Genomic DNA, 17,321 nt, shown 5'->3' with positions numbered 1-17,321 from the left:
AGGGGTTCCCCTCGCCGGTGGACGGGGTTACGGTCGAAGACATGGGTGCGATCGTCATCGTCGGAGCGGGACTGGCGGCCGCGAAAGCGGCCGAGGCGCTGCGGGATCTGGGCCACGACGGCTCGATCACGCTGATCGGCGCGGAACCGCACCCCCCGTACGAGCGACCTCCACTGTCCAAGGACTACCTGCAGGGGAAGGCCGATCGAGACAGCGTCTTCACCTTCGACGATGCCTGGTACGCGGGCCACGACGTCACCGTGCGTGTCGGCGTCCGGGCCGCCTCGCTCGACCGCGCCGCGCGCACCGTCGGGCTGGACACCGGTGAGTCCGTGCCCTACGACGAACTGCTCCTGGCCACGGGCTCCCGTGCGCGCCCGCTCCCGGGCGCCGACGGTGTCTACTACCTGCGCACGCTCGACGACAGCGACGCGCTGCGCGCGGTCTTCGACAAGGGCGGCCGGCTCGGCGTGGTCGGTGGAGGATGGATCGGGCTGGAAGCCGCGGCGGCCGCGCGCGGGGCAGGGCTGGAGGTCACGGTCGTCGAGCCCGCCGAGCAACCGCTGCTCGGGGCGCTCGGACCCGAATTGGGGAAGGTCTTCGCCGACCTGCACCGTTCGCACGGCGTGGATCTGCGGACCGGTGTCGGCGTGCGGGCCGTCGAGCCCGGCGGTCGGGGACTTGTCCTCGAAGACGGCACGACCGTCGAGACGGACGCGGTTCTCGTGGGGATCGGCGCGATGCCGAACATCGAGCTCGCCGAGGCGGCGGGCCTGGCGATGGCGGAGGGTGGGGTGGCCGTCGACGCGGGCATGCGCACCTCCGACGCGCACGTCTACGCCGTGGGCGACATCGCCGCCGCCGAGAACCCGACGGTGGGCGGTCGCGTGCGAGTGGAACACTGGGCCAACGCCCTGAACCAGCCGCGCGTCGCCGCTGCGAACATGCTCGGCGGATCCGAGGTCTACGACCGACTTCCGTACTTCTTCACCGACCAGTACCAGCTGGGCATGGAGTATCTCGGGCTGTCCACCGGGTACGACGACGTGGTGATCCGCGGCGACCTGGAGTCGCTGGAGTTCGTGGCCTTCTGGCGCGCGGACGGGCGTGTCCTCGCGGGGATGAACGTGAACGTGTGGGACGTGGGCGATGATGTGCGTGCGCTGATCACGTCCCGCCGGGTGGTCGACGCGGCTCGGCTCGCAGATCCCGGCGTACCGCTCGCGGAGGTCTAGTACGCATGATGTTCCGGTGGTCGGCGAGGGTCGCCGGCACGGTCGCCGCTGCGGTGATAGCGGTCTCGCTCGTGTCCGTTCCGTCGGGTGCGGCACCGTCGGCCTATTGCGGCACTGCGCTGACGCCCGCGGAGAACAAGCGCATCGTCGAACTGTCCGACCCGGCGGCCCTGCCGACGGCCCCGACCTTCGCGAGCCTCGACGACCTCACCGTCCGGCAGCGGGGCATCGCCGACATCCTTGCCGCGCACAGGGACCGGCGGGGGCTGTTCGGTGTGGGGATGGACGGCGTGATTCGCGACGCCGTGACGCCGACGCAGCGCAACGAGGCCGGTCTCGACGATCCGCGGTACGCGAAGTCGCTGTCCATCGGTCTGGTCAGTCGGTACCTGCGCGCGATGCACGCGCAGTGGACCGGCGGACCCGTACCGCAGTGGTGGGGCAACTACTTCCGGCTGGCCTCGCGCTGCGAGCTACCGCCGGGCCGCGTCGCGATGGCCGGCTACAACGCGCACATCACCGTCGACCTGGCCTACACCGTCGAGCAGGCGCACAGCACGCCGGCGAACGCGCTCGACTTCTACCGCATCGTCGACTCGATCGCGAAGAACGGCAACGTGATCCCCGAGCGCAGCAAGCGGATCTACAACGCCGACCTGTGGGGCCTGTGGACCTTCTACTTCTTCGGGCAGGGCCTCGACCGGATCGTCGGTGCGGGCGTCGCGTCCAACCTCATGCTGCGCGCCGCCGACGACGGCTACAACACCCTCACCTTCGCCAACGGTCTCGCCCTGCAGAACCCCGGTGTCCGGCCCGCCACCGAGGGCGCGATCCTCGCCCTGTGGCAGACGGGCGAGATCGCCTTCGACGTGCTCTCCGGACTGGGTGGCCTCGGCACCCCCGTCGCCCCGGCCCCCGCGCCGAGACCGACTCCGGCACCGGCGCCCACGCCACGCCCGACCCCTGCCCCGGTCCTCGCCGCCGCCGGTCGCTGATCAGTCGGGTGCGATAGTGCACGAGTGACTTTTCAGGAACTCGTCGACTACAACGCCTCGCTGCCCTTCAACAGGTGGGCGGGGATCGAGGTGCTCAGTGCGGACCGTGAGGAGGTCGTGCTCCGCCTCGAGCGCCGAGACGATCTCTGCCAGAACGTCGGCGGCCTGCACGCCGCGCTCATCGCCGGCGTCCTGGAGAACGCCTGCGGTTACGCGCTCGCCATGCACCCCGGCGCGGGTGGCCTCGTCACCCAGATGGACACGCAGTTCCTGCGCCCCGCCCAGGGCGAGGCCTTCCTGGCCGTCGGTCGGGTGGTCAAGCCCGGCAGCAAGCAGAGTTTCTCGGAGGCCGACTTCTTCGTGGAGGTCGACGGTGCGCGCGGGCCGCGGTTCGCCACGGCCCGCGCGCTCATCGTCCCGTCCTAGCCGCCGCAAGGGCTGAATCAACGCCCAGTCGCCCCGAGTATCGGCAGCGCGCTGCCGAAACCGTTGGCCGGGACGGACCGTCAGGACCGGCGCCGGAAGTGGCGCACCCCTCGGTAGACCCCGTAGAGCACCAGGAGCACCGCTGCCCACGGCAGCACCGCGCCGGTGATCACGAGCAGCCACCGTCCGGCCCCGAGCAGCGCGTCCCAGCCGTCCTGCAGCCCCCCGGTGAATCCGGACCGGTCCACGGTCACCGTCGGCTTCGTGACGGTCACCGTCACCGTCGAGAGCGACACCTGGTCGCCGATCGACGCGCGCCGCGACTGGAGAGTCTCGAGCTCCTGCTGACGGGTGGTGAGAGCGGACTCGGCCGCGATCACCTCGGCGGTGGTGTCGGCGCGCGCGAGGATCGCGGTGAGTCGGTCGACGGAGACCTGGGTCGCGCGGATCCGCGCGTCGAGGTCGACGACGGTGCCGGTCACGTCCTCGTGCTCCAGTCGAACGGTGCCGACCTCGCCGAGTCCGCCGACCTTCTCGACCAGCTCGTTCACCTTGTCGTTGGGAACGCGCAGGGTCAGGCTCGCACGGGCGTCGTCGCCGCCGGACTCGGTACGGGCGTCGACCCGTCCCCCGAGGCGTTCGGCGGCGGCAGCGAGCTCGCGGGCCACGGCGGCCGGGTCCGCGTTCGTCACGGAGACCGATCCGGTGGTGATCACCTGACGGTTGTTCTGGATCGGGGCCGGGGTCGACGGTGCCGTCGGCGTCCCGTTCGGTGCCGTGGTCGGGGCCGCCGCGGCCGCCGGCCCCGCGCGGGTGGGTGTGGGTTCCGCAGTGCGCGTGGGCGTGCCGGCGTACTGGGTTGGCGCCGCGCCTCGCGCGGCCTCGGGCGCCGACGAGGAGGTCTGCGATCCCTGGGTACCGACGAGGACGCCGCCGCCCACGGCGACGACCGCCACCGCGGCGGCGGCCGAGATGCCGATCGTCCGGTGCCTACGGCTGCGGCGCACCCGGTCCAGGTCGGCGCCGACCTCGGCCATCACCGCGCCGCGCATCCGCGCGATCCGGTCGTCGGTGAGGATGTCGTCGAGTCGGTTGGGCGTGGTCATGACTGCTCCCTCAGGGTGCTCAGGTCGGCGCGCAGGCGACCGCGCAGCCGGGAGACGCGGTTGCGCACGGCGGCGTGGGTGACACCCAGCTCGGCCGCGGCCCGCTCGTAGGTCTGCTCGCCCTCCACGCAGAGGCGGTACAGGCGCTGGTCGGTGGGGGACAGGTCGTGCACGGCGTCCGCGATCAGATCGCGGATCTCGCCGGCGAGGACCTCGTCCTCGGGGGACGGCGCGGCGCCGGGCGGGTCCTCTCCGGCCCCGTCGAGCGGTGCCGATCTGTCCCGGACCGCGGTGAGCCTGCGCCCCGCGTTGAGCGCGGTGAACCGCGCCGTCGTGAGCAGCCACGGCAGCACCGACTCGTCGACGATGCGCACCGAATCGATGCGCCGCCAGAGCGTGAGGAAGGTGTCCTGGGCGGTCTCCTGCGCGGCGTCGGCGTCGCGCAGCACGGCGTAGGCCTGCCAGTAGACGGGCCGCACGTGCCGGTCGTAGATCTCCGCGAACGCCGTTCCGTCGCCGCCCGCGGCGCGGGTCAGCAGGGTCCGGTCCGCGGACTCGTCGGTTCTCATCGTGGACGTCACACCCCCTTATGTCGCCGGGGCGCCCGACCGTCTCACCCTTGCCGACGGTGCCGGTCAGGCCGTCAGGTGGATGCCCTCGTCGTCGACGGTGACCGTCACCCCCGTCAGGTCGTCGACCTGGACGTCGGGGGAGAACCGGGCCGCGCCCGGACCGACGCCGACGACGCGCATCCCCGCGGCCCGCGCCGCGGCGATCCCCGCCTCGGAGTCCTCGAAGACGATGCAGTCGGCGGGAGCGACGCCGAGGAGTTCCGCGCCGCGGAGGAAACCCTCGGGGTCGGGCTTGCTGGCGCGCACGTCCTCCGCGGTCACCCGTACGGCCGGCAGCGGCAGCCCCGCAGCGCCCATGCGCGCCGTCGACAGCGCGACGTCCGCGGAGGTGACCAGCGCGTGCGGGGCACCGTCGAGCGCGGACAGGAAGGCGGCGGCCCCACCGATGGGGAGGATGCCGTCGGTGTCGGCCGTCTCCTCCGCGAGGAGGACGCGGTTCTCGGCGAGGTTGACCTCCATCGGCCGGTCGGGGAGCAGGGCGGCCATCGTCGCGTGGCCCTGCCGGCCGTGCGCCACCTCGAGCACCTCGGCGGGGTTCAGCCCATTGCCCAGGGCCCACCGGCTCCAGCACCGTTCGACCACGGCGCGCGAGTCGACGAGCGTGCCGTCCATGTCCAGCAGCAGTGCGCGACCGGTGAGCATGCGATTCCTCCTCGAGTGGACTACCGCCGTCAACCCTACGGTCCGGCGGTGCCAGACAGGCCGTGTCCGCGGCCCCGGCCGGTCAGCGTTCGACGACCAGGTCCCGGGTCAGCTCCGCGATCCGCGTCGCCCCGGCGAGCCCCATGGCGTGCCGCAGTTCCTCCCAGAGCCCCGACAGCATCGCGCCGACGCCGTCCGCTCCGCCGTCGGCGAGGGCCCACAGCGCCGGCCGGCCCACGAACACCGCGTCCGCGCCCAGGGCGAGCGCAGCAAGGGCGTCGAGGCCGCACCGGACGTCGCCGTCGACCAGAACGGGCACGGCGCCACGGACAGCGCCGGCGACCTCCGGGAGGGCGTGCGCCGGCGGCACCGTCCGGCCCAGCTGCCGGCCGCCGTGATCGCTCACCCAGATCCCCGCCGCGCCCGCATCGATGCAGTGCAGGGCCTCGTCGGGCCGCAGCACGCCCTTGACGATCACCGGCAGTCCGGTGAGGTCGCCGAGCCGGCGGATGTCGCCGAGCACGGCGCCGGCGTCCTGCTCGATCTCCGCCCACGGATCCGACCAGGGCCGCACGTGCTGGGCGACGTTGACCAGCGCCAGCCGATCATCGAGCGGCGGCAGCCCGCGTCCCCCGGAGCGGCCCACGTACGGGGTGTCGCCGGTGAGGACGAGGGCCGTGGCGCCCGCCGCTGCGGCCCGCTGGACCAGGGCGTCGGTGATGCCGCGGTCGCGCATCAGGTACACCTGCTGCCACCAGGGTCCGGCGGCCGTCGCGCCGACCTCCTCGATCCGGGTGGTCGCGCGCATCGACAGGACGAAGGGCGAACCGCAGGCCGCCGCGGCGCGGGCGACCGCGGTCTCGCCGTCCGGGTGGACGAGGCGGTGGAAGGCCGTCGGCGCGATGCCGATGGGGGAGCGCCACTCGCCGAAGAGGGGCGTCGTCGTGTCGACGGTCCGCACGTCGCGGAGCACCCGGGGCGCGAACCGCCAGCGCTCCCAGGCCGACTCGCCGATGCTTGCCCCGCGCATCAGGTAGGCCCACACGTCGGGGGGAAGCAGCCGCTCCGCGCGCTGTGCGAGCTCGATCATGTGCGGTGGACTCCCTGACTCGTGGCGCGTTCCCCGTGCGGGACCTTCACGATCTCACAGGTCGTCGGGGAGGGACTCTGTGAATCCACGGCTGAGGTCGACTGGAGGCCGGATCCGACCTCCCGTGCGCCTCGGGCGTGGATTCACGGAGGAAGGTCCGCGCCACCCCCGCGGCAGGACTAGGCTCGTGGGCATGACGAGGTTCAGCCCCCTCGAATGGCCCGTGGTGCGGCAGCTCCGCTCAGGGGACGTGTTCGGCCGCGGCCCGGCCGTCGAGTCCCCGCGTACCCGAGCGCTCGAGCCGCGCACGAAGACCGCCGATCGGGTGGTGCAGAGCGTGTGCCCGTTCTGTGCCGTCGGTTGTGGCCAGAAGGTCTACGTCAAAGACGAGAAGGTCATCCAGATCGAGGGCGATCCGGATTCGCCGATCTCGCGCGGGCGGCTCTGCCCCAAGGGTTCGTCCAGCGAGCAGCTGGTCAACAACCCGTTGCGGCAGACCAAGATCCGCTACCGCGCACCCCACGCCACCGAATGGCAGGACCTCGACCGGGACACGGCTATCGACATGATCGCCGACCGGTTCGTCGAGGCGCGGCGGCACGGCTGGCAGGACTTCGACGAGCACGGTCGCCCGCTGCGGCGCACCATGGGCATCGCCTCGCTCGGCGGCGCGACGCTCGACAATGAGGAGAACTACCTCATCAAGAAGCTGTTCACCGCTGCGGGCGCCATCCAGATCGAGAACCAGGCCCGCATATGACACTCCGCCACGGTTCCCGGTCTGGGAGCCTCGTTCGGGCGCGGCGGCGCCACCCAGTCCCTGCAGGACATGGCCAACGCGGATTGCATCGTGCTCATGGGCGGAAACATGGCCGAGGCGCACCCCGTCGGATTCCAGTGGGTCTCTGAGGCGAAGGCGCGCGGCGCGCGGGTGATCCACGTCGATCCCCGCTTCACGCGGACCTCCGCCGTTGCGGACCGGCACGTGCCGATCCGTGCGGGCTCGGACATCGTGCTGCTCGGCGGGCTCATCAACCACGTGCTGAGCACCGAGAAGTACTTCCACGACTACGTGGTCGCGTACACGAACGCGTCCGAGATGGTCGGCGAGGACTTCCGCGACACGGAGGATCTCCACGGCCTGTTCTCCGGGTTCGACCCGGAGACGGGCACCTACGACCCGTCCACGTGGCGGTTCGTGGCGGGTCGCGATGAGACGCTGCAGGATCCGCGCACCGTCTTCCAGGTGTTGCGCCGGCACTACTCCCGGTACACCCCGGAGGTGGTGGCCGACATGTGCGGCGTCTCGGAGGCCGAGTTCCGCTACCTCGCGGACGCGATCACGAGCAACTCCGGTCGTGAGCGCACGACCTGCTTCGGCTACGCCACGGGCTGGACGCAGCACACGATGGGCGCGCAGTTCATCCGCACCGCGGCCATCCTGCAGCTGCTGCTGGGCAATGTCGGGCGCCCGGGCAGCGGCATCATGGCGCTGCGCGGACACGCCAGCATCCAGGGCTCCACCGACATCCCGACGCTGTTCAACCTGCTGCCGGGCTACCTGCCGATGCCCTCGGTCGGCAAGCACGACACTCTGGCCGACTACATCGCATCGGTCCGGCCGGAGACGGGCAAGGGGTACTGGCAGTACGCCGACACCTACATGATCAGTCTGCTCAAGGCCTGGTGGGGCGATGCGGCCACGGCCGAGAACGACTGGGCCTACGGCTATCTGCCGATGCTCAACGGGCCGGCGGGCACGTACCAGACCGCCGTCGACATGCTCGACGGGAAGGTCGACGGGTATTTCGTGCTCGGCCAGAACCCCGCCGTGGGCTCCGCGAACGGCCGGCAGCAGCGCATGGGCATGGCGAAGCTCAAGTGGATGGTGGTCCGCGATCTGAACATGATCGAGACCGCGACGTGGTGGAAGGACGGGCCGGAGATCGAGTCCGGCGAACTCCGTACCGAGGACATCGGCACCGAGGTCTTCTTCATGCCCGCGGCCACGCACGTCGAGAAGGCGGGCTCGTTCACGCAGACCCAGCGGATGGTGCAGTGGCGGCACCAGGCCGTGCAGCCGCCCGGGCAGGCGCAGAGCGAGCTCGACTTCTTCTACGAGCTCGGCGTCCGGATCCGCGAGCGGCTCGCCGGTTCGACCGACGACCGTGACCGCCCGTTGCTGGACCTCACCTGGGACTACCCGATGGACGAGCACGGCAATCCGGATCCCGAGGCGGTGCTCTCGGAGATCAACGGCCGCTTCGTCTCCGGACCCGACGCGGGGCGCAACCTCACGTCGTACTCCCAGCTGAAGGCCGACGGTTCGACCATCGCGGGCTGTTGGATCTACACGGGCGTCTACGCGGAGGGCAGCAACCACGCAGCCCGGCGCGTGCCCCAGGGCGGAAGTGGGATCACCCAGTCCGAGTGGGGCTGGGTGTGGCCCGCGGACCGTCGGATGCTCTACAACCGGGCCTCGGCCGACCCGCAGGGCCGGCCCTGGAGCGAGCGCAAGAGGTACATGTGGTGGGACGAGGCAGCGGGCCGCTGGACCGGGCCCGACGTGCCCGACTTCCCCCCGACCCTCGCGCCCGGCACGGTGCCCGAGCCCGGGGCCACGGGGGCCGACGCCCTCGCGGGCGACGACCCGTTCATCATGCAGGCGGACGGCAAGGGCTGGTTGTTCGCGCCGACGGGGCTGGTCGACGGTCCGCTGCCGACGCACTACGAGGCGCAGGAATCGCCGGTGCGCAACGCGATCTACCCGCAGCAGCAGGCGCCTGCGCGCGTGATGTTCCCGCGCGAGGACAACCTCGACGCGCCGAGTGCGGGCGACCCCGGAGCGGACGTGTACCCGTACGTGTTCACCACCTACCGGCTCACGGAACACCACACCGCCGGCGGCATGAGCCGGTGGTCGCCCTACCTGGCGGAGCTGCAGCCCGAGATGTTCTGCGAGGTCTCGCCGGGGCTGGCCGCGGAGTGCGGACTGGAGAACGAGGGTTGGGCCACGATCGTCTCGCCGCGTGCCGCGATCGAGTGCCGGGTGCTGGTCACCGAGCGGATGCGCCCGCTCGTCGTGGGCGGCCGGACGGTGCATCAAGTGGGACTTCCGTACCACTGGGGCGTGGGCTCCGACGCCGTGGTGACGGGCGACGCCGCGAACGACCTGATCGGCGTCACGTTGGACCCGAACACCCAGATCCAGGAGTCGAAGGTGGGTTCCTGCACCGTGATCGCGGGCCGCCGGCCACGCGGCGCGGCGCTCGAGGATCTGGTGCAGCGCTACCGGGACCGGGCGGGGGTCACCGTCGACACCGACAACGTGCGCCTGACCGACCCACGGCCCGAGGACATCTTCCCCGACCCGGAGCGAGACGATCCCGAGCAGGAGGGGTTCACTCGATGGTGACGAGCACACGACGACGAGGAGGTGGCAGGCGATGGGACAGCTGACCGGCCCCACCGACCCGAGTGTCGACGCACACTGGCACGTGCACGAGGCCCGGCGTGGCTTCTTCACCGACACGTCGATCTGCATCGGCTGCAAGGCCTGTGAGGTCGCGTGCAAGGAGTGGAACCGCAATCCGCGCGACGGTGACCTCGAGCTCACGGGCATGTCGTACGACAACACCGTCGCGCTCGGAGCCAGCACCTGGCGGCACGTGGCCTTCATCGAGCAGGACCGCGAGAGCATCGAGCGCGCCCGCGAATCCGGCCGGGAGCTGGTCGGTCTGGGCATGCCCGCGATCCGCGACACCGCCCCGGTGAGGGGGGAGGCGTCGGCGGGCGAAGCGATGCCGGCGTGGGGCGAGGCCGACGTGACGCCGCCCGACACCCCCGAGTTCCGCTGGCTCATGTCCTCCGACGTGTGCAAGCACTGCACCCACGCCGGCTGTCTCGACGTGTGCCCCACCGGCGCGATGATGCGCACCGAGTTCGGCACCGTCGTGGTGCAGAACGACATCTGCAACGGCTGCGGCACCTGTGTCGCGGGCTGCCCGTTCGGGGTGGTCGAGCGGCGCAGCGACGGCACCGTCGCCCCGACCACACGGGAGGGTCATCGCAAGGGCGAGCAGCCGCCCGTCGACAACCGTGGGATCGCGCAGAAGTGCACGCTCTGCTACGACCGGCTCCGTGACGACGAGACGCCGGCGTGCGCCAAGACCTGCCCCACCACGTCGATCAAGTTCGGCGAGCGCGAGGCGATGGTGGCCACGGCCCGCGAGCGCGTCGCGCAGCTGCACGCGCAGGGCATGACCGAGGCCCGCCTGTACGGCGCCAACGAGAACGACGGGGTCGGCGGCACCGGCTCGGTGTTCCTGCTGCTCGACGAGCCCGAGGTCTACGGCCTCCCGCCCGACCCGCGGGTCTGCACCGCCGACCTGATGACGATGTACAAGCGCGCCGGCACCGCCGCCGCGGGGATGATCGCGGCCGCCGCGGTCTCGTTCCTGTCGGCGCGGAAGCGGGGCCGGTAGATGACGAGCTCGGAGTTCGACCAGTTCCGTCCGCCCCGGCCCGAGCGGAGGGGTAAGCGCGGCGACGGCTCCCGCAAGCCCGGGAAGTCCAGGCGTCCCGATGATCTCATGGTTCCCGAGGCGGTCATCGAGCACGTCGACGGCTACTACGGCCACCCGATCGTGAAGCCGCCGCCGTGGGAGGCGCCCGTCGGCGCCTACCTCTTCCTCGGTGGCGTGGCAGGCGGCTCGGGGCTGCTCGCCGCGGGCGCGCAGCTGTCCGGCTACCCGGTGCTGCGCCGCAACGCCCGCCTCGCGGGACTCGGTGCCGCCGGCGTGGGCGCGCTCGCGCTGGTCGCGGATCTCGGCCGCCCCGAACGCTTCCTGCACATGATGCGCACCTTCAAGGTGACCTCGCCGATGAGCGTGGGCTCGTGGATCCTCTCCGGGTACAGCGGCCTGATCGGCGTGGCCGCCGTGGCGGAAGTGGACCGGATCCTCGGCGAGCGCCTTCCGCTCGGCCCGCTGCGGAAGGTCCTGCGGTTCGCGGAGGCGCCCGCGGGCCTGGGCGCCGCGGTGTTCGCGACGCCGCTCGCGGCGTACACGGCGGTGCTCCTGGCGGACACGGCGATGCCCACCTGGAACGCGGCGTACAAGGACCTGCCCTTCGTCTTCGTCAGCTCGGCGAGCCTCGCCGCGAGCGGTCTGGCGCTGATCGTCACACCCGCGGAGGAGGCCGCGCCGGCGCGGAACTTCGCCGTGCTCGGCGTGATCGGCGACGTGGCCGCGACCCGGATCATGGAGTCCCGCATGGACCCTGTCGCCGCGGAGCCGCTGCACCACGGCACGCCCGGGAAGCTGATGCGGTGGGCCGAGCGGCTCGCGGTCGCCGGGGGCGTGGGCGCGCTGCTCACGGGCGGTCGCCGAGGAGTGGTTCGACGGTGCCTCGCCGCCCTGTCCGGCGGCGCGCTCCTCGCGGCGTCCGCATGCACCCGCTTCGGTGTCTTCGAGGCGGGCCTGGAGTCCGCGAAGGACCCGCGCTACACGATCGAGCCGCAGAAGCGGCGCCTCGCCGCCCGCCGCGCGGCGGGGGAGACCGGGGACTCGATCACCGGATGACGATGCGCCCCGGCGCATCCGGCGCGGCGACGGTCCGCCCGATCACCGGATAGCCGGGCACCTCGCCCACCACGAGCAGGCCGCCCGAGGTCTGCGCGTCGGCGAGGAAGAGCAGATCGTCCTCGCTCGCGCCGTCCACCTGCAGCTGCGGCGCGACCCAATCGAGGTTGCGCCGGGTGCCGCCGGAGACGAACCCGTCCCGCAGGGCCTCGCGGGCACCGTCGACCAGCGGGACCGCGGCGGCGTCGATCTCGGCCCCGATGCCCGAGGCGCGGCACATCTTGAACAGGTGGCCGAGCAGACCGAACCCGGTGACATCGGTGGCGGCGCGCGCCCCCGCGGCGAGTGCGGCGGCGGCTGCGTCTCGGTTGAGCGTGGTCATGGTCGCGATGGCGGCCTCGAAGACCTCGCCCGTGCGCTTGTGCCGGTTGTTGAGCAGTCCGACACCGATCGGCTTGGTCAGTGTGAGTGGCAGGCCGGCGGCGGCGGAGTCGTTGCGGAGCAGTCGGTCCGGGTGCGCGACACCGGTCACGGCCATGCCGTACTTGGGTTCGGGATCGTCGATGCTGTGTCCGCCGATCACCGGGCACGCGGCCTCCTGCGCCACGGCCAGGCCGCCGCGCAGCACCTCGGTCATGAGCTCCATCGGCAGCTGCTCGCGGGGCCAACCGACGAGATTGATGGCCATCACCGGCCGACCGCCCATCGCGTAGACGTCCGAGAGGGCGTTGGCGGCGGCGATCCGTCCCCAGTCGAAGGCGCTGTCCACCACGGGGGTGAAGAAATCCGCGGTCGAGAGCACGGCCAGATCGTCGGAGAGCCGGACCGCCGCGGCGTCGTCACCGTCGTCCAACCCGACCAGGACGTCGGGCGCGACCTGTCCCGTCAGTCCCCGCACCGCGTCCTCGAGCTCACCCGGCGGAATCTTGCAGGCGCAACCGCCGCCGTGCGCGAAGGACGTGAGCCGGGCGAGGTCTGCGGTCATGTCACCACGCTAGCGCGCCCACCGGACCCCGGAGGTGGGCATCGGGGTCTATGTTGGTCGGCGGAGGTGTCCGGGTTCCTGGTGGGCCCCCCGGTCTTCAAAACCGGTGAGGTCGAGTATCTCGGCCTGGCGGGTTCGATTCCCGTCCACCTCCGCCAACGTCCGACAGACGGACGAGCAGAGGAGGGCGAATGACGGATCCCCGCAGGCGGATTCCCCGCACCGATCGTCTGCTCGCCGAGCCCGTTCTCGTCGCGGCGGCCGCGCGGCTGGGCGAGCGCCGTGTCCGCGCCGCGATCACGCAGGCCCAGGACGCGGCGCGCCGGGGCGACCTGGCGCCCGAGGAGGTCGCCGCCGCCGTCGACCGCGAGCTCGCCGCGACGGCACCGTCGTCGCTGCGCCCGGTGCTCAACGTGACCGGCGTCGTGGTGCACACCAACCTCGGCCGCGCCCCGCTCTCGGCGGCCGCTGTTGCTGCGCTGGTGGACGCCGCCGGCTACGTCGACGTGGAACTCGATCTCGCGACCGGCGCGCGGAGCAAGCGCGGCGTCGCGGCCCGGGGGGCGCTGCTCGCGGCGTGCCCCGCCGCGGAGGAGGCCCTCGTGGTCAACAACGGGGCGGCGGCACTCGTGCTCGCGACCACCGCGCTCGCCGCGGGCCGCGAGGTGGTGATCAGCCGCGGTGAGCTCATCGAGATCGGCGCGGGCTTCCGCCTGCCGGATCTCATCGCCTCCACCGGCGCCCGGCTGCGGGAGGTGGGCACCACGAACCGCACGCACGCCGGCGATTACGCCGACGCGATCGGCCCCGACACCGGATGCGTCCTCAAGGTGCACCCCAGCAACTTCCGCGTCGAGGGCTTCACCGCCGAGGTCGGCCTCTCCGAACTCCGCGAGGTGTGCGGCGACGTCCCGCTCGTCATGGACCTGGGCAGCGGCCTGCTCGCCGCGGATCCCGCGTTGCCGGGCGAGCCCGACGCCGCGTCCGCGCTCGCCGCGGGCGCCGACCTGGTGACCGCGAGCGGCGACAAACTCCTCGGCGGCCCGCAGGCAGGAATCCTCCTAGGCCGTGCCGATCTCGTGCAGCGCCTCGCGCGGCACCCGCTCGCCCGCGCGGTCCGCGCCGACAAACTGGTGCTCGCGGCGCTGGAGGCCACCGTGGGCGGGCCGCAGGCGCCGGTGATCGCGTACCTGCACGCCGATCCCGACGGACTGCGCCGCCGCGCTGAGCGACTCGCCGGACGGGTCGGCGGCACCGTCGTCCCACACGACGGCAGGGTCGGTGGCGGAGGCGCGCCGGGAGTCCCGTTGCCGGGCTGGGCGGTCCGGCTGCCGGAGGCGCTCGCGGCGCCGCTCCGCACCGGTGATCCCGCCGTGCTGCCGCGTGTCACCGACGGGGCCTGCCTGATCGACCTGCGATGCGTGCCGGAGGACTCCGATGCGGCCGTTGCCGATGCCGTTCAGCGGGCGCTGGCGTGTACGTCGTAGCCACCGCGGGGCACGTCGATCACGGCAAGTCCACGCTCGTTCGCGCGCTCACGGGGATCGAACCCGACCGCTGGGCGGAGGAGCAACGGCGCGGACTGACCATCGACCTCGGATTCGCCTGGACCGCACTGCCGTCCGGGCAGGAGACGGCCTTCGTCGACGTGCCCGGGCACGAGCGCTTCCTCGGGAACATGCTCGCCGGACTCGGGCCGGTTCCGGTCGTCTGCTTCGTGGTCGCCGCCGACGAGGGGTGGAGCGCGCAGTCCGACGACCACCGGGACGCCGTGGCGGCCCTGGGCATCCGACACGGACTGGTCGTGATCACCAAGGCCGACCGCGCCCCCGACCGCGTCGACGCGGTGCGTGAGCAGGCGCGGGCGCGGCTCGCCGGCACCGGGCTCGCGGACGCGCCGACCGTCGCGGTCTCGGCGGTCACGGGGGAGGGCCTCGACGTGCTGCGCTCAGCGCTCGACGGTGTCCTCGCGGGCGTTCCCACGCCTGATCCCGCGGCCCGTGTGCGGATCTGGATCGACCGGGCGTTCAGCGTCGTGGGTGCGGGCACCGTCGTCACCGGCACGCTCGCCGCGGGCACGGTGCGGGTGGGAGACGATTTCGAGCTTGCGGGCACGGGTGGGAGCCGCCGCGTCGCGGTGCGTGGCCTGCAGCGCCACGGTGCGACTCGGGACGAGGTCGGCCCGGTCTCGCGCATCGCGGTCAACCTTCGCGGCGTCGCGGTCGAGGACATCAGCCGGGGGGACGCACTGCTCGCGCCGGGTCTGTGGCCGGTGACGGACGTCGTGGACGTGCGGCTCGCGCTCACGGACGCCGAGGCGCGCGTCCCGGAATGGCTCACCGTCCACGCCGGTACCGCCGCCGTCCCCGCCCGGGTACGGCCCTTCGACGGGGAGCACGCGCGCCTGACGCTGGCCCGGCCCCTGCCGCTGGTGCTCGGTGACACGGTGGTCCTCCGCGACCCGGGCGCCAAGCGGATCGTCGGGGGCGCGACGGTGCTCGACGCGGATCCGCCCGCGCTGCTCCGGCGCGGCGACGGTGCGCGCCGCGCGGGTGCCCTCGCCGGCAGGGGCTCCGACGGGGACCTGCTCGCCGAGGTGGCCCGCCGCGGCGCGGTCCGGCGCGACCGCCTCGTCGACCTGGGCTACGGCACGGAGGTCCCGGACGGTGTGCGGGTGGCCGGGGACTGGTGGATCCACGAGGCGGCCCTCGATGCGTGGCAGGCGCGGCTGCGCGGGGCGGTGGCGGACCTGCACGAGCGGGATCCGCTCGCGGCCGGCCTATCGCTCGGTGCGGCGCGGGAGGCGCTCGCGCTGCCGGACCCGTCGCTGCTGCCGACGGTGCTCGACGGTGCCGGGCTGGAGAACGAAGCCGGCCGGCTCGCGTTGCCCGGGCACCGCGCCGACCTGGGCCCCGCCGAGCGGGCCGTCGCGGAGGTCGAGCGCCGGCTCACGGCGTCCCCCTTCGTCGCGCCCGAGGCCGACGACCTGGCGGCCCTGCGGCTCGGAGCTCGGGAGCTCGCCGCGGCTGAGCGCGCGGGCCGCCTGCTCCGGATCGCCGACGGGGTGGTGTTGTCGCCGCGCGCGCCCGCGCTGGCGATGCGGGAGTTGGCGGGGCTGCCGCAGCCCTTCACGACCTCGGAGGCGCGACGGGCGCTCGGTACCAGCCGACGGGTCGCGGTCCCGTTGCTCGAGCACCTCGACGCGAAGGGCTGGACCCGCCGGATCGATGCGGGGCACCGCGAAGTCGCCCGCTGACCGCGCGAACTGGGCTTTCGTCCGCGAACGCCGATTCGAGATGTGTTCCAGCACACAGTGTCCGCGGTCACACTTTAGCTCATCACTTAAAGAATGGCGTCCCTCCCGCGCATCGCGGAGAGTATTGGTCATGACCAACTACCGTGACTTCAAGAGCCTCACCGCCGATCCCACCGCCGGCACCGTCTACGCCCGCCTCGCGGATGTCCACGAGGACGCCGCGCTACCGACCGCCGCGCCCCGCTCCGGATTCTCCGCCGCCGGGATCCGCGCCGCACTGCAGCGTTTCGTGTCGGCCAACCCCGAGTACACCGGCCCCGCCGCACTCCGCTTCTGATCGATCAGGGGCGGTGGCCGCGCGCCAACCGCTCACCGTCGGGTGTCCTGCGATAGAGCACCTCGCGCCCGCTCCGGGCCCGGTCGATGAGGCCGTTCTCGTAGAGCACGCGCAGGCTCTGGGACACCGCCGACGGCGAGATCTCCAGGCGCCGTGCCAGTTCGCTGACCGCCACCGGCTCGACGAGTGCGTGCAGCACATCGGCTTTCGCTCCGCCGATCAGGCGTCGCAGCGCCCCGGGCGGTACTACCCGCGTCGACTCCGTGAGAGTCGCGCTGCCGCGCGCCGGGTAACCGACGTGCGGCGCCGCCGTCTCGGGGGAGTAGGCACTCACCAGGCGGGTGACGAAGACGCTCGGCATCAGCGTCAGACCCCTTCCGGCCGCTGCGAATTCACCCTCCTCGCCGACGTACGCCGTGTCCAGCCGCAGTCGGCCGTCGCGGTCCCACTCGAGTTGAGGGGCGAGTGAGTCGAACAACTGGGTCGGCCCACCCATCGCGAGTTCTCGGCCGCGGAACGTGATGTCCGCCTCGAGGATCCGGTTCACCACCGCCCACACCGGGGCGATCGCCACGCGGTGGTAGCGCTCCATCGCACCCGCGATCCGGGGCCCCGCGCGCTCACCGTCGTCCAGGAGCCGCTTGAGCGGGGGCGACGGCTCACCACCCTCGCGAAGCTGGTCCAGTTGAGCGTGAATCAGCTCGGGATCGGTCGTCGCGATCGCCGTGAGGCCGTCGTCGAGCGAGGGCCGCGTGACGCCCGGCCTGGGAAGCGGGGTCAGGAAGTCCGGGATCGCCGGGCCCGGCGCGATCAGCGCGCTGATCAGCCGGTGGTCGTAGCGATCGCGTTGCGCCTGTGCGTTGTCCTGCCACCGCTGCAGATGCGCCGGCGTGCTGATCGTCCCGTTCAGGTGGAACAGGCTCAGCGCGGTCTCGGTCATCGGAGCGAGCACGAAGCGCACGTCCGACAGATCGCGGACGTCGAGCACGTAGGTCAACATGAGACCGCCAGTGTATTCGTGACCTGCGAAGATCG

At 72.5% G+C, this 17,321-nt stretch carries 15 protein-coding genes and 1 tRNA gene; 10 read left to right on the top strand and 6 right to left on the bottom strand.

Features of this window, described 5'->3' with window-relative positions; all coding sequences use genetic code 11:
* Window positions 1-41 precede the first annotated feature (41 nt).
* Genes AXK61_RS21735 through AXK61_RS21725 form a run of 3 tightly spaced genes read left to right on the top strand, consistent with a single transcriptional unit; the run spans window position 42 to window position 2,656 of the window.
* The gene (locus AXK61_RS21735) at window positions 42-1,235 is read left to right on the top strand and encodes an NAD(P)/FAD-dependent oxidoreductase (protein ID WP_068747002.1); all 1,194 of its coding nucleotides are present in this window, start codon (window positions 42-44) and stop codon (window positions 1,233-1,235) included.
* 5 nt (window positions 1,236-1,240) lie between these two features.
* Window positions 1,241-2,230, top strand: a complete 990-nt coding sequence (locus AXK61_RS21730; protein ID WP_068747001.1) for a DUF5995 family protein — start codon at window positions 1,241-1,243, stop codon at window positions 2,228-2,230.
* 24 nt (window positions 2,231-2,254) lie between these two features.
* Window positions 2,255-2,656 (top strand): PaaI family thioesterase, encoded by a 402-nt coding sequence (locus AXK61_RS21725; protein WP_068747000.1) that lies wholly within the window; start codon window positions 2,255-2,257, stop codon window positions 2,654-2,656.
* Between the two features lie 80 nt (window positions 2,657-2,736).
* Here AXK61_RS21725 and AXK61_RS21720 read toward each other — a convergent pair whose 3' ends face one another.
* The 4 genes from AXK61_RS21720 to AXK61_RS21705 form a co-directional block, all read right to left on the bottom strand.
* Window positions 2,737-3,762 (bottom strand): DUF4349 domain-containing protein, encoded by a 1,026-nt coding sequence (locus AXK61_RS21720; RefSeq protein ID WP_082789498.1) that lies wholly within the window; start codon window positions 3,760-3,762, stop codon window positions 2,737-2,739.
* Entirely contained in the window at window positions 3,759-4,331 is a 573-nt protein-coding gene (locus AXK61_RS21715; RefSeq protein ID WP_068575036.1) for an RNA polymerase sigma factor, read from the bottom strand. The genes AXK61_RS21720 and AXK61_RS21715 overlap by 4 nt, the downstream gene beginning before the upstream one ends.
* 66 nt (window positions 4,332-4,397) lie before the next feature.
* Window positions 4,398-5,036 carry an HAD-IA family hydrolase gene (locus AXK61_RS21710; protein ID WP_068575037.1) on the bottom strand — a complete coding sequence of 213 codons (639 nt, stop codon included), beginning with the start codon at window positions 5,034-5,036 and terminating at the stop codon, window positions 4,398-4,400.
* Window positions 5,037-5,118: 82 nt separating this feature from the next.
* Complete coding sequence (locus AXK61_RS21705) at window positions 5,119-6,126, bottom strand: alpha-hydroxy-acid oxidizing protein (protein ID WP_068746999.1); 1,008 nt, start codon at window positions 6,124-6,126, stop codon at window positions 5,119-5,121.
* Between the two features lie 193 nt (window positions 6,127-6,319).
* Between AXK61_RS21705 and fdnG the strand changes: the two genes are divergently transcribed.
* The 3 genes from fdnG to nrfD are packed head-to-tail and all read left to right on the top strand — an operon-like array spanning window position 6,320 to window position 11,708.
* On the top strand, window positions 6,320-9,541 hold the full coding sequence (gene fdnG, locus AXK61_RS21695) for a formate dehydrogenase-N subunit alpha (protein ID WP_197466896.1): 3,222 nt from the start codon (window positions 6,320-6,322) through the stop codon (window positions 9,539-9,541).
* Window positions 9,542-9,572: 31 nt separating this feature from the next.
* A complete protein-coding gene (locus AXK61_RS21690; RefSeq protein ID WP_068575040.1) occupies window positions 9,573-10,610 on the top strand; it encodes a 4Fe-4S dicluster domain-containing protein in 1,038 nt (345 codons plus the stop codon).
* Entirely contained in the window at window positions 10,611-11,708 is a 1,098-nt protein-coding gene (gene nrfD, locus AXK61_RS21685; protein ID WP_068575041.1) for an NrfD/PsrC family molybdoenzyme membrane anchor subunit, read from the top strand.
* On the opposite strand, the gene selD is transcribed toward nrfD, so the two are convergent.
* The gene (selD, locus tag AXK61_RS21680; RefSeq protein ID WP_068575042.1) at window positions 11,698-12,693 is read right to left on the bottom strand and encodes a selenide, water dikinase SelD; all 996 of its coding nucleotides are present in this window, start codon (window positions 12,691-12,693) and stop codon (window positions 11,698-11,700) included. The genes nrfD and selD overlap by 11 nt on opposite strands.
* Window positions 12,694-12,755: 62 nt before the next feature.
* On the opposite strand from selD, the gene AXK61_RS21675 reads away from it, so the two are divergent.
* The 4 genes from AXK61_RS21675 to AXK61_RS21660 all read left to right on the top strand — a co-directional run bounded on the left by AXK61_RS21675 (window position 12,756) and on the right by AXK61_RS21660 (window position 16,286).
* Window positions 12,756-12,851 (top strand) — tRNA-Sec (locus tag AXK61_RS21675).
* A gap of 33 nt (window positions 12,852-12,884) precedes the next feature.
* A complete protein-coding gene (selA, locus tag AXK61_RS21670) occupies window positions 12,885-14,180 on the top strand; it encodes an L-seryl-tRNA(Sec) selenium transferase (RefSeq protein WP_068575043.1) in 1,296 nt (431 codons plus the stop codon).
* The gene (gene selB / locus AXK61_RS21665; RefSeq protein WP_197466895.1) at window positions 14,168-15,949 is read left to right on the top strand and encodes a selenocysteine-specific translation elongation factor; all 1,782 of its coding nucleotides are present in this window, start codon (window positions 14,168-14,170) and stop codon (window positions 15,947-15,949) included. The genes selA and selB overlap by 13 nt, the downstream gene beginning before the upstream one ends.
* A gap of 130 nt (window positions 15,950-16,079) precedes the next feature.
* Window positions 16,080-16,286 carry a hypothetical protein gene (locus tag AXK61_RS21660; RefSeq protein ID WP_068575045.1) on the top strand — a complete coding sequence of 69 codons (207 nt, stop codon included), beginning with the start codon at window positions 16,080-16,082 and terminating at the stop codon, window positions 16,284-16,286.
* 4 nt (window positions 16,287-16,290) lie between these two features.
* On the opposite strand, the gene AXK61_RS21655 is transcribed toward AXK61_RS21660, so the two are convergent.
* Window positions 16,291-17,286: an ArsR/SmtB family transcription factor gene (locus tag AXK61_RS21655; protein ID WP_068575046.1), complete on the bottom strand. Its 996-nt coding sequence runs from the start codon at window positions 17,284-17,286 to the stop codon at window positions 16,291-16,293.
* Between the last annotated feature and the right edge of the window lie 35 nt (window positions 17,287-17,321).

The sequence above is a fragment of the Tsukamurella pseudospumae genome, assembly GCF_001575205.1.
GTDB classification, from domain to species: domain Bacteria; phylum Actinomycetota; class Actinomycetes; order Mycobacteriales; family Mycobacteriaceae; genus Tsukamurella; species Tsukamurella pseudospumae.
Note: the sequence above shows the minus strand (reverse complement) of the source record. Positions and strands in the feature narration are given on the sequence as shown.

What these genes read in the sequence shown, in the direction of transcription:
- AXK61_RS21715 (WP_068575036.1), bottom strand. Translation starts at nt 4,331, where the DNA reads ATGAGAACCGACGAGTCCGCGGACCGGACCCTGCTGACCCGCGCCGCG.
- selA (WP_068575043.1), top strand. Translation starts at nt 12,885, where the DNA reads ATGACGGATCCCCGCAGGCGGATTCCCCGCACCGATCGTCTGCTCGCC.
- AXK61_RS21730 (WP_068747001.1), top strand. Translation starts at nt 1,241, where the DNA reads ATGATGTTCCGGTGGTCGGCGAGGGTCGCCGGCACGGTCGCCGCTGCG.
- AXK61_RS21710 (WP_068575037.1), bottom strand. Translation starts at nt 5,036, where the DNA reads ATGCTCACCGGTCGCGCACTGCTGCTGGACATGGACGGCACGCTCGTC.
- nrfD (WP_068575041.1), top strand. Translation starts at nt 10,611, where the DNA reads ATGACGAGCTCGGAGTTCGACCAGTTCCGTCCGCCCCGGCCCGAGCGG.
- AXK61_RS21705 (WP_068746999.1), bottom strand. Translation starts at nt 6,126, where the DNA reads ATGATCGAGCTCGCACAGCGCGCGGAGCGGCTGCTTCCCCCCGACGTG.
- AXK61_RS21660 (WP_068575045.1), top strand. Translation starts at nt 16,080, where the DNA reads ATGACCAACTACCGTGACTTCAAGAGCCTCACCGCCGATCCCACCGCC.
- selD (WP_068575042.1), bottom strand. Translation starts at nt 12,693, where the DNA reads ATGACCGCAGACCTCGCCCGGCTCACGTCCTTCGCGCACGGCGGCGGT.
- AXK61_RS21720 (WP_082789498.1), bottom strand. Translation starts at nt 3,762, where the DNA reads ATGACCACGCCCAACCGACTCGACGACATCCTCACCGACGACCGGATC.
- AXK61_RS21690 (WP_068575040.1), top strand. Translation starts at nt 9,573, where the DNA reads ATGGGACAGCTGACCGGCCCCACCGACCCGAGTGTCGACGCACACTGG.
- AXK61_RS21735 (WP_068747002.1), top strand. Translation starts at nt 42, where the DNA reads ATGGGTGCGATCGTCATCGTCGGAGCGGGACTGGCGGCCGCGAAAGCG.
- AXK61_RS21655 (WP_068575046.1), bottom strand. Translation starts at nt 17,286, where the DNA reads ATGTTGACCTACGTGCTCGACGTCCGCGATCTGTCGGACGTGCGCTTC.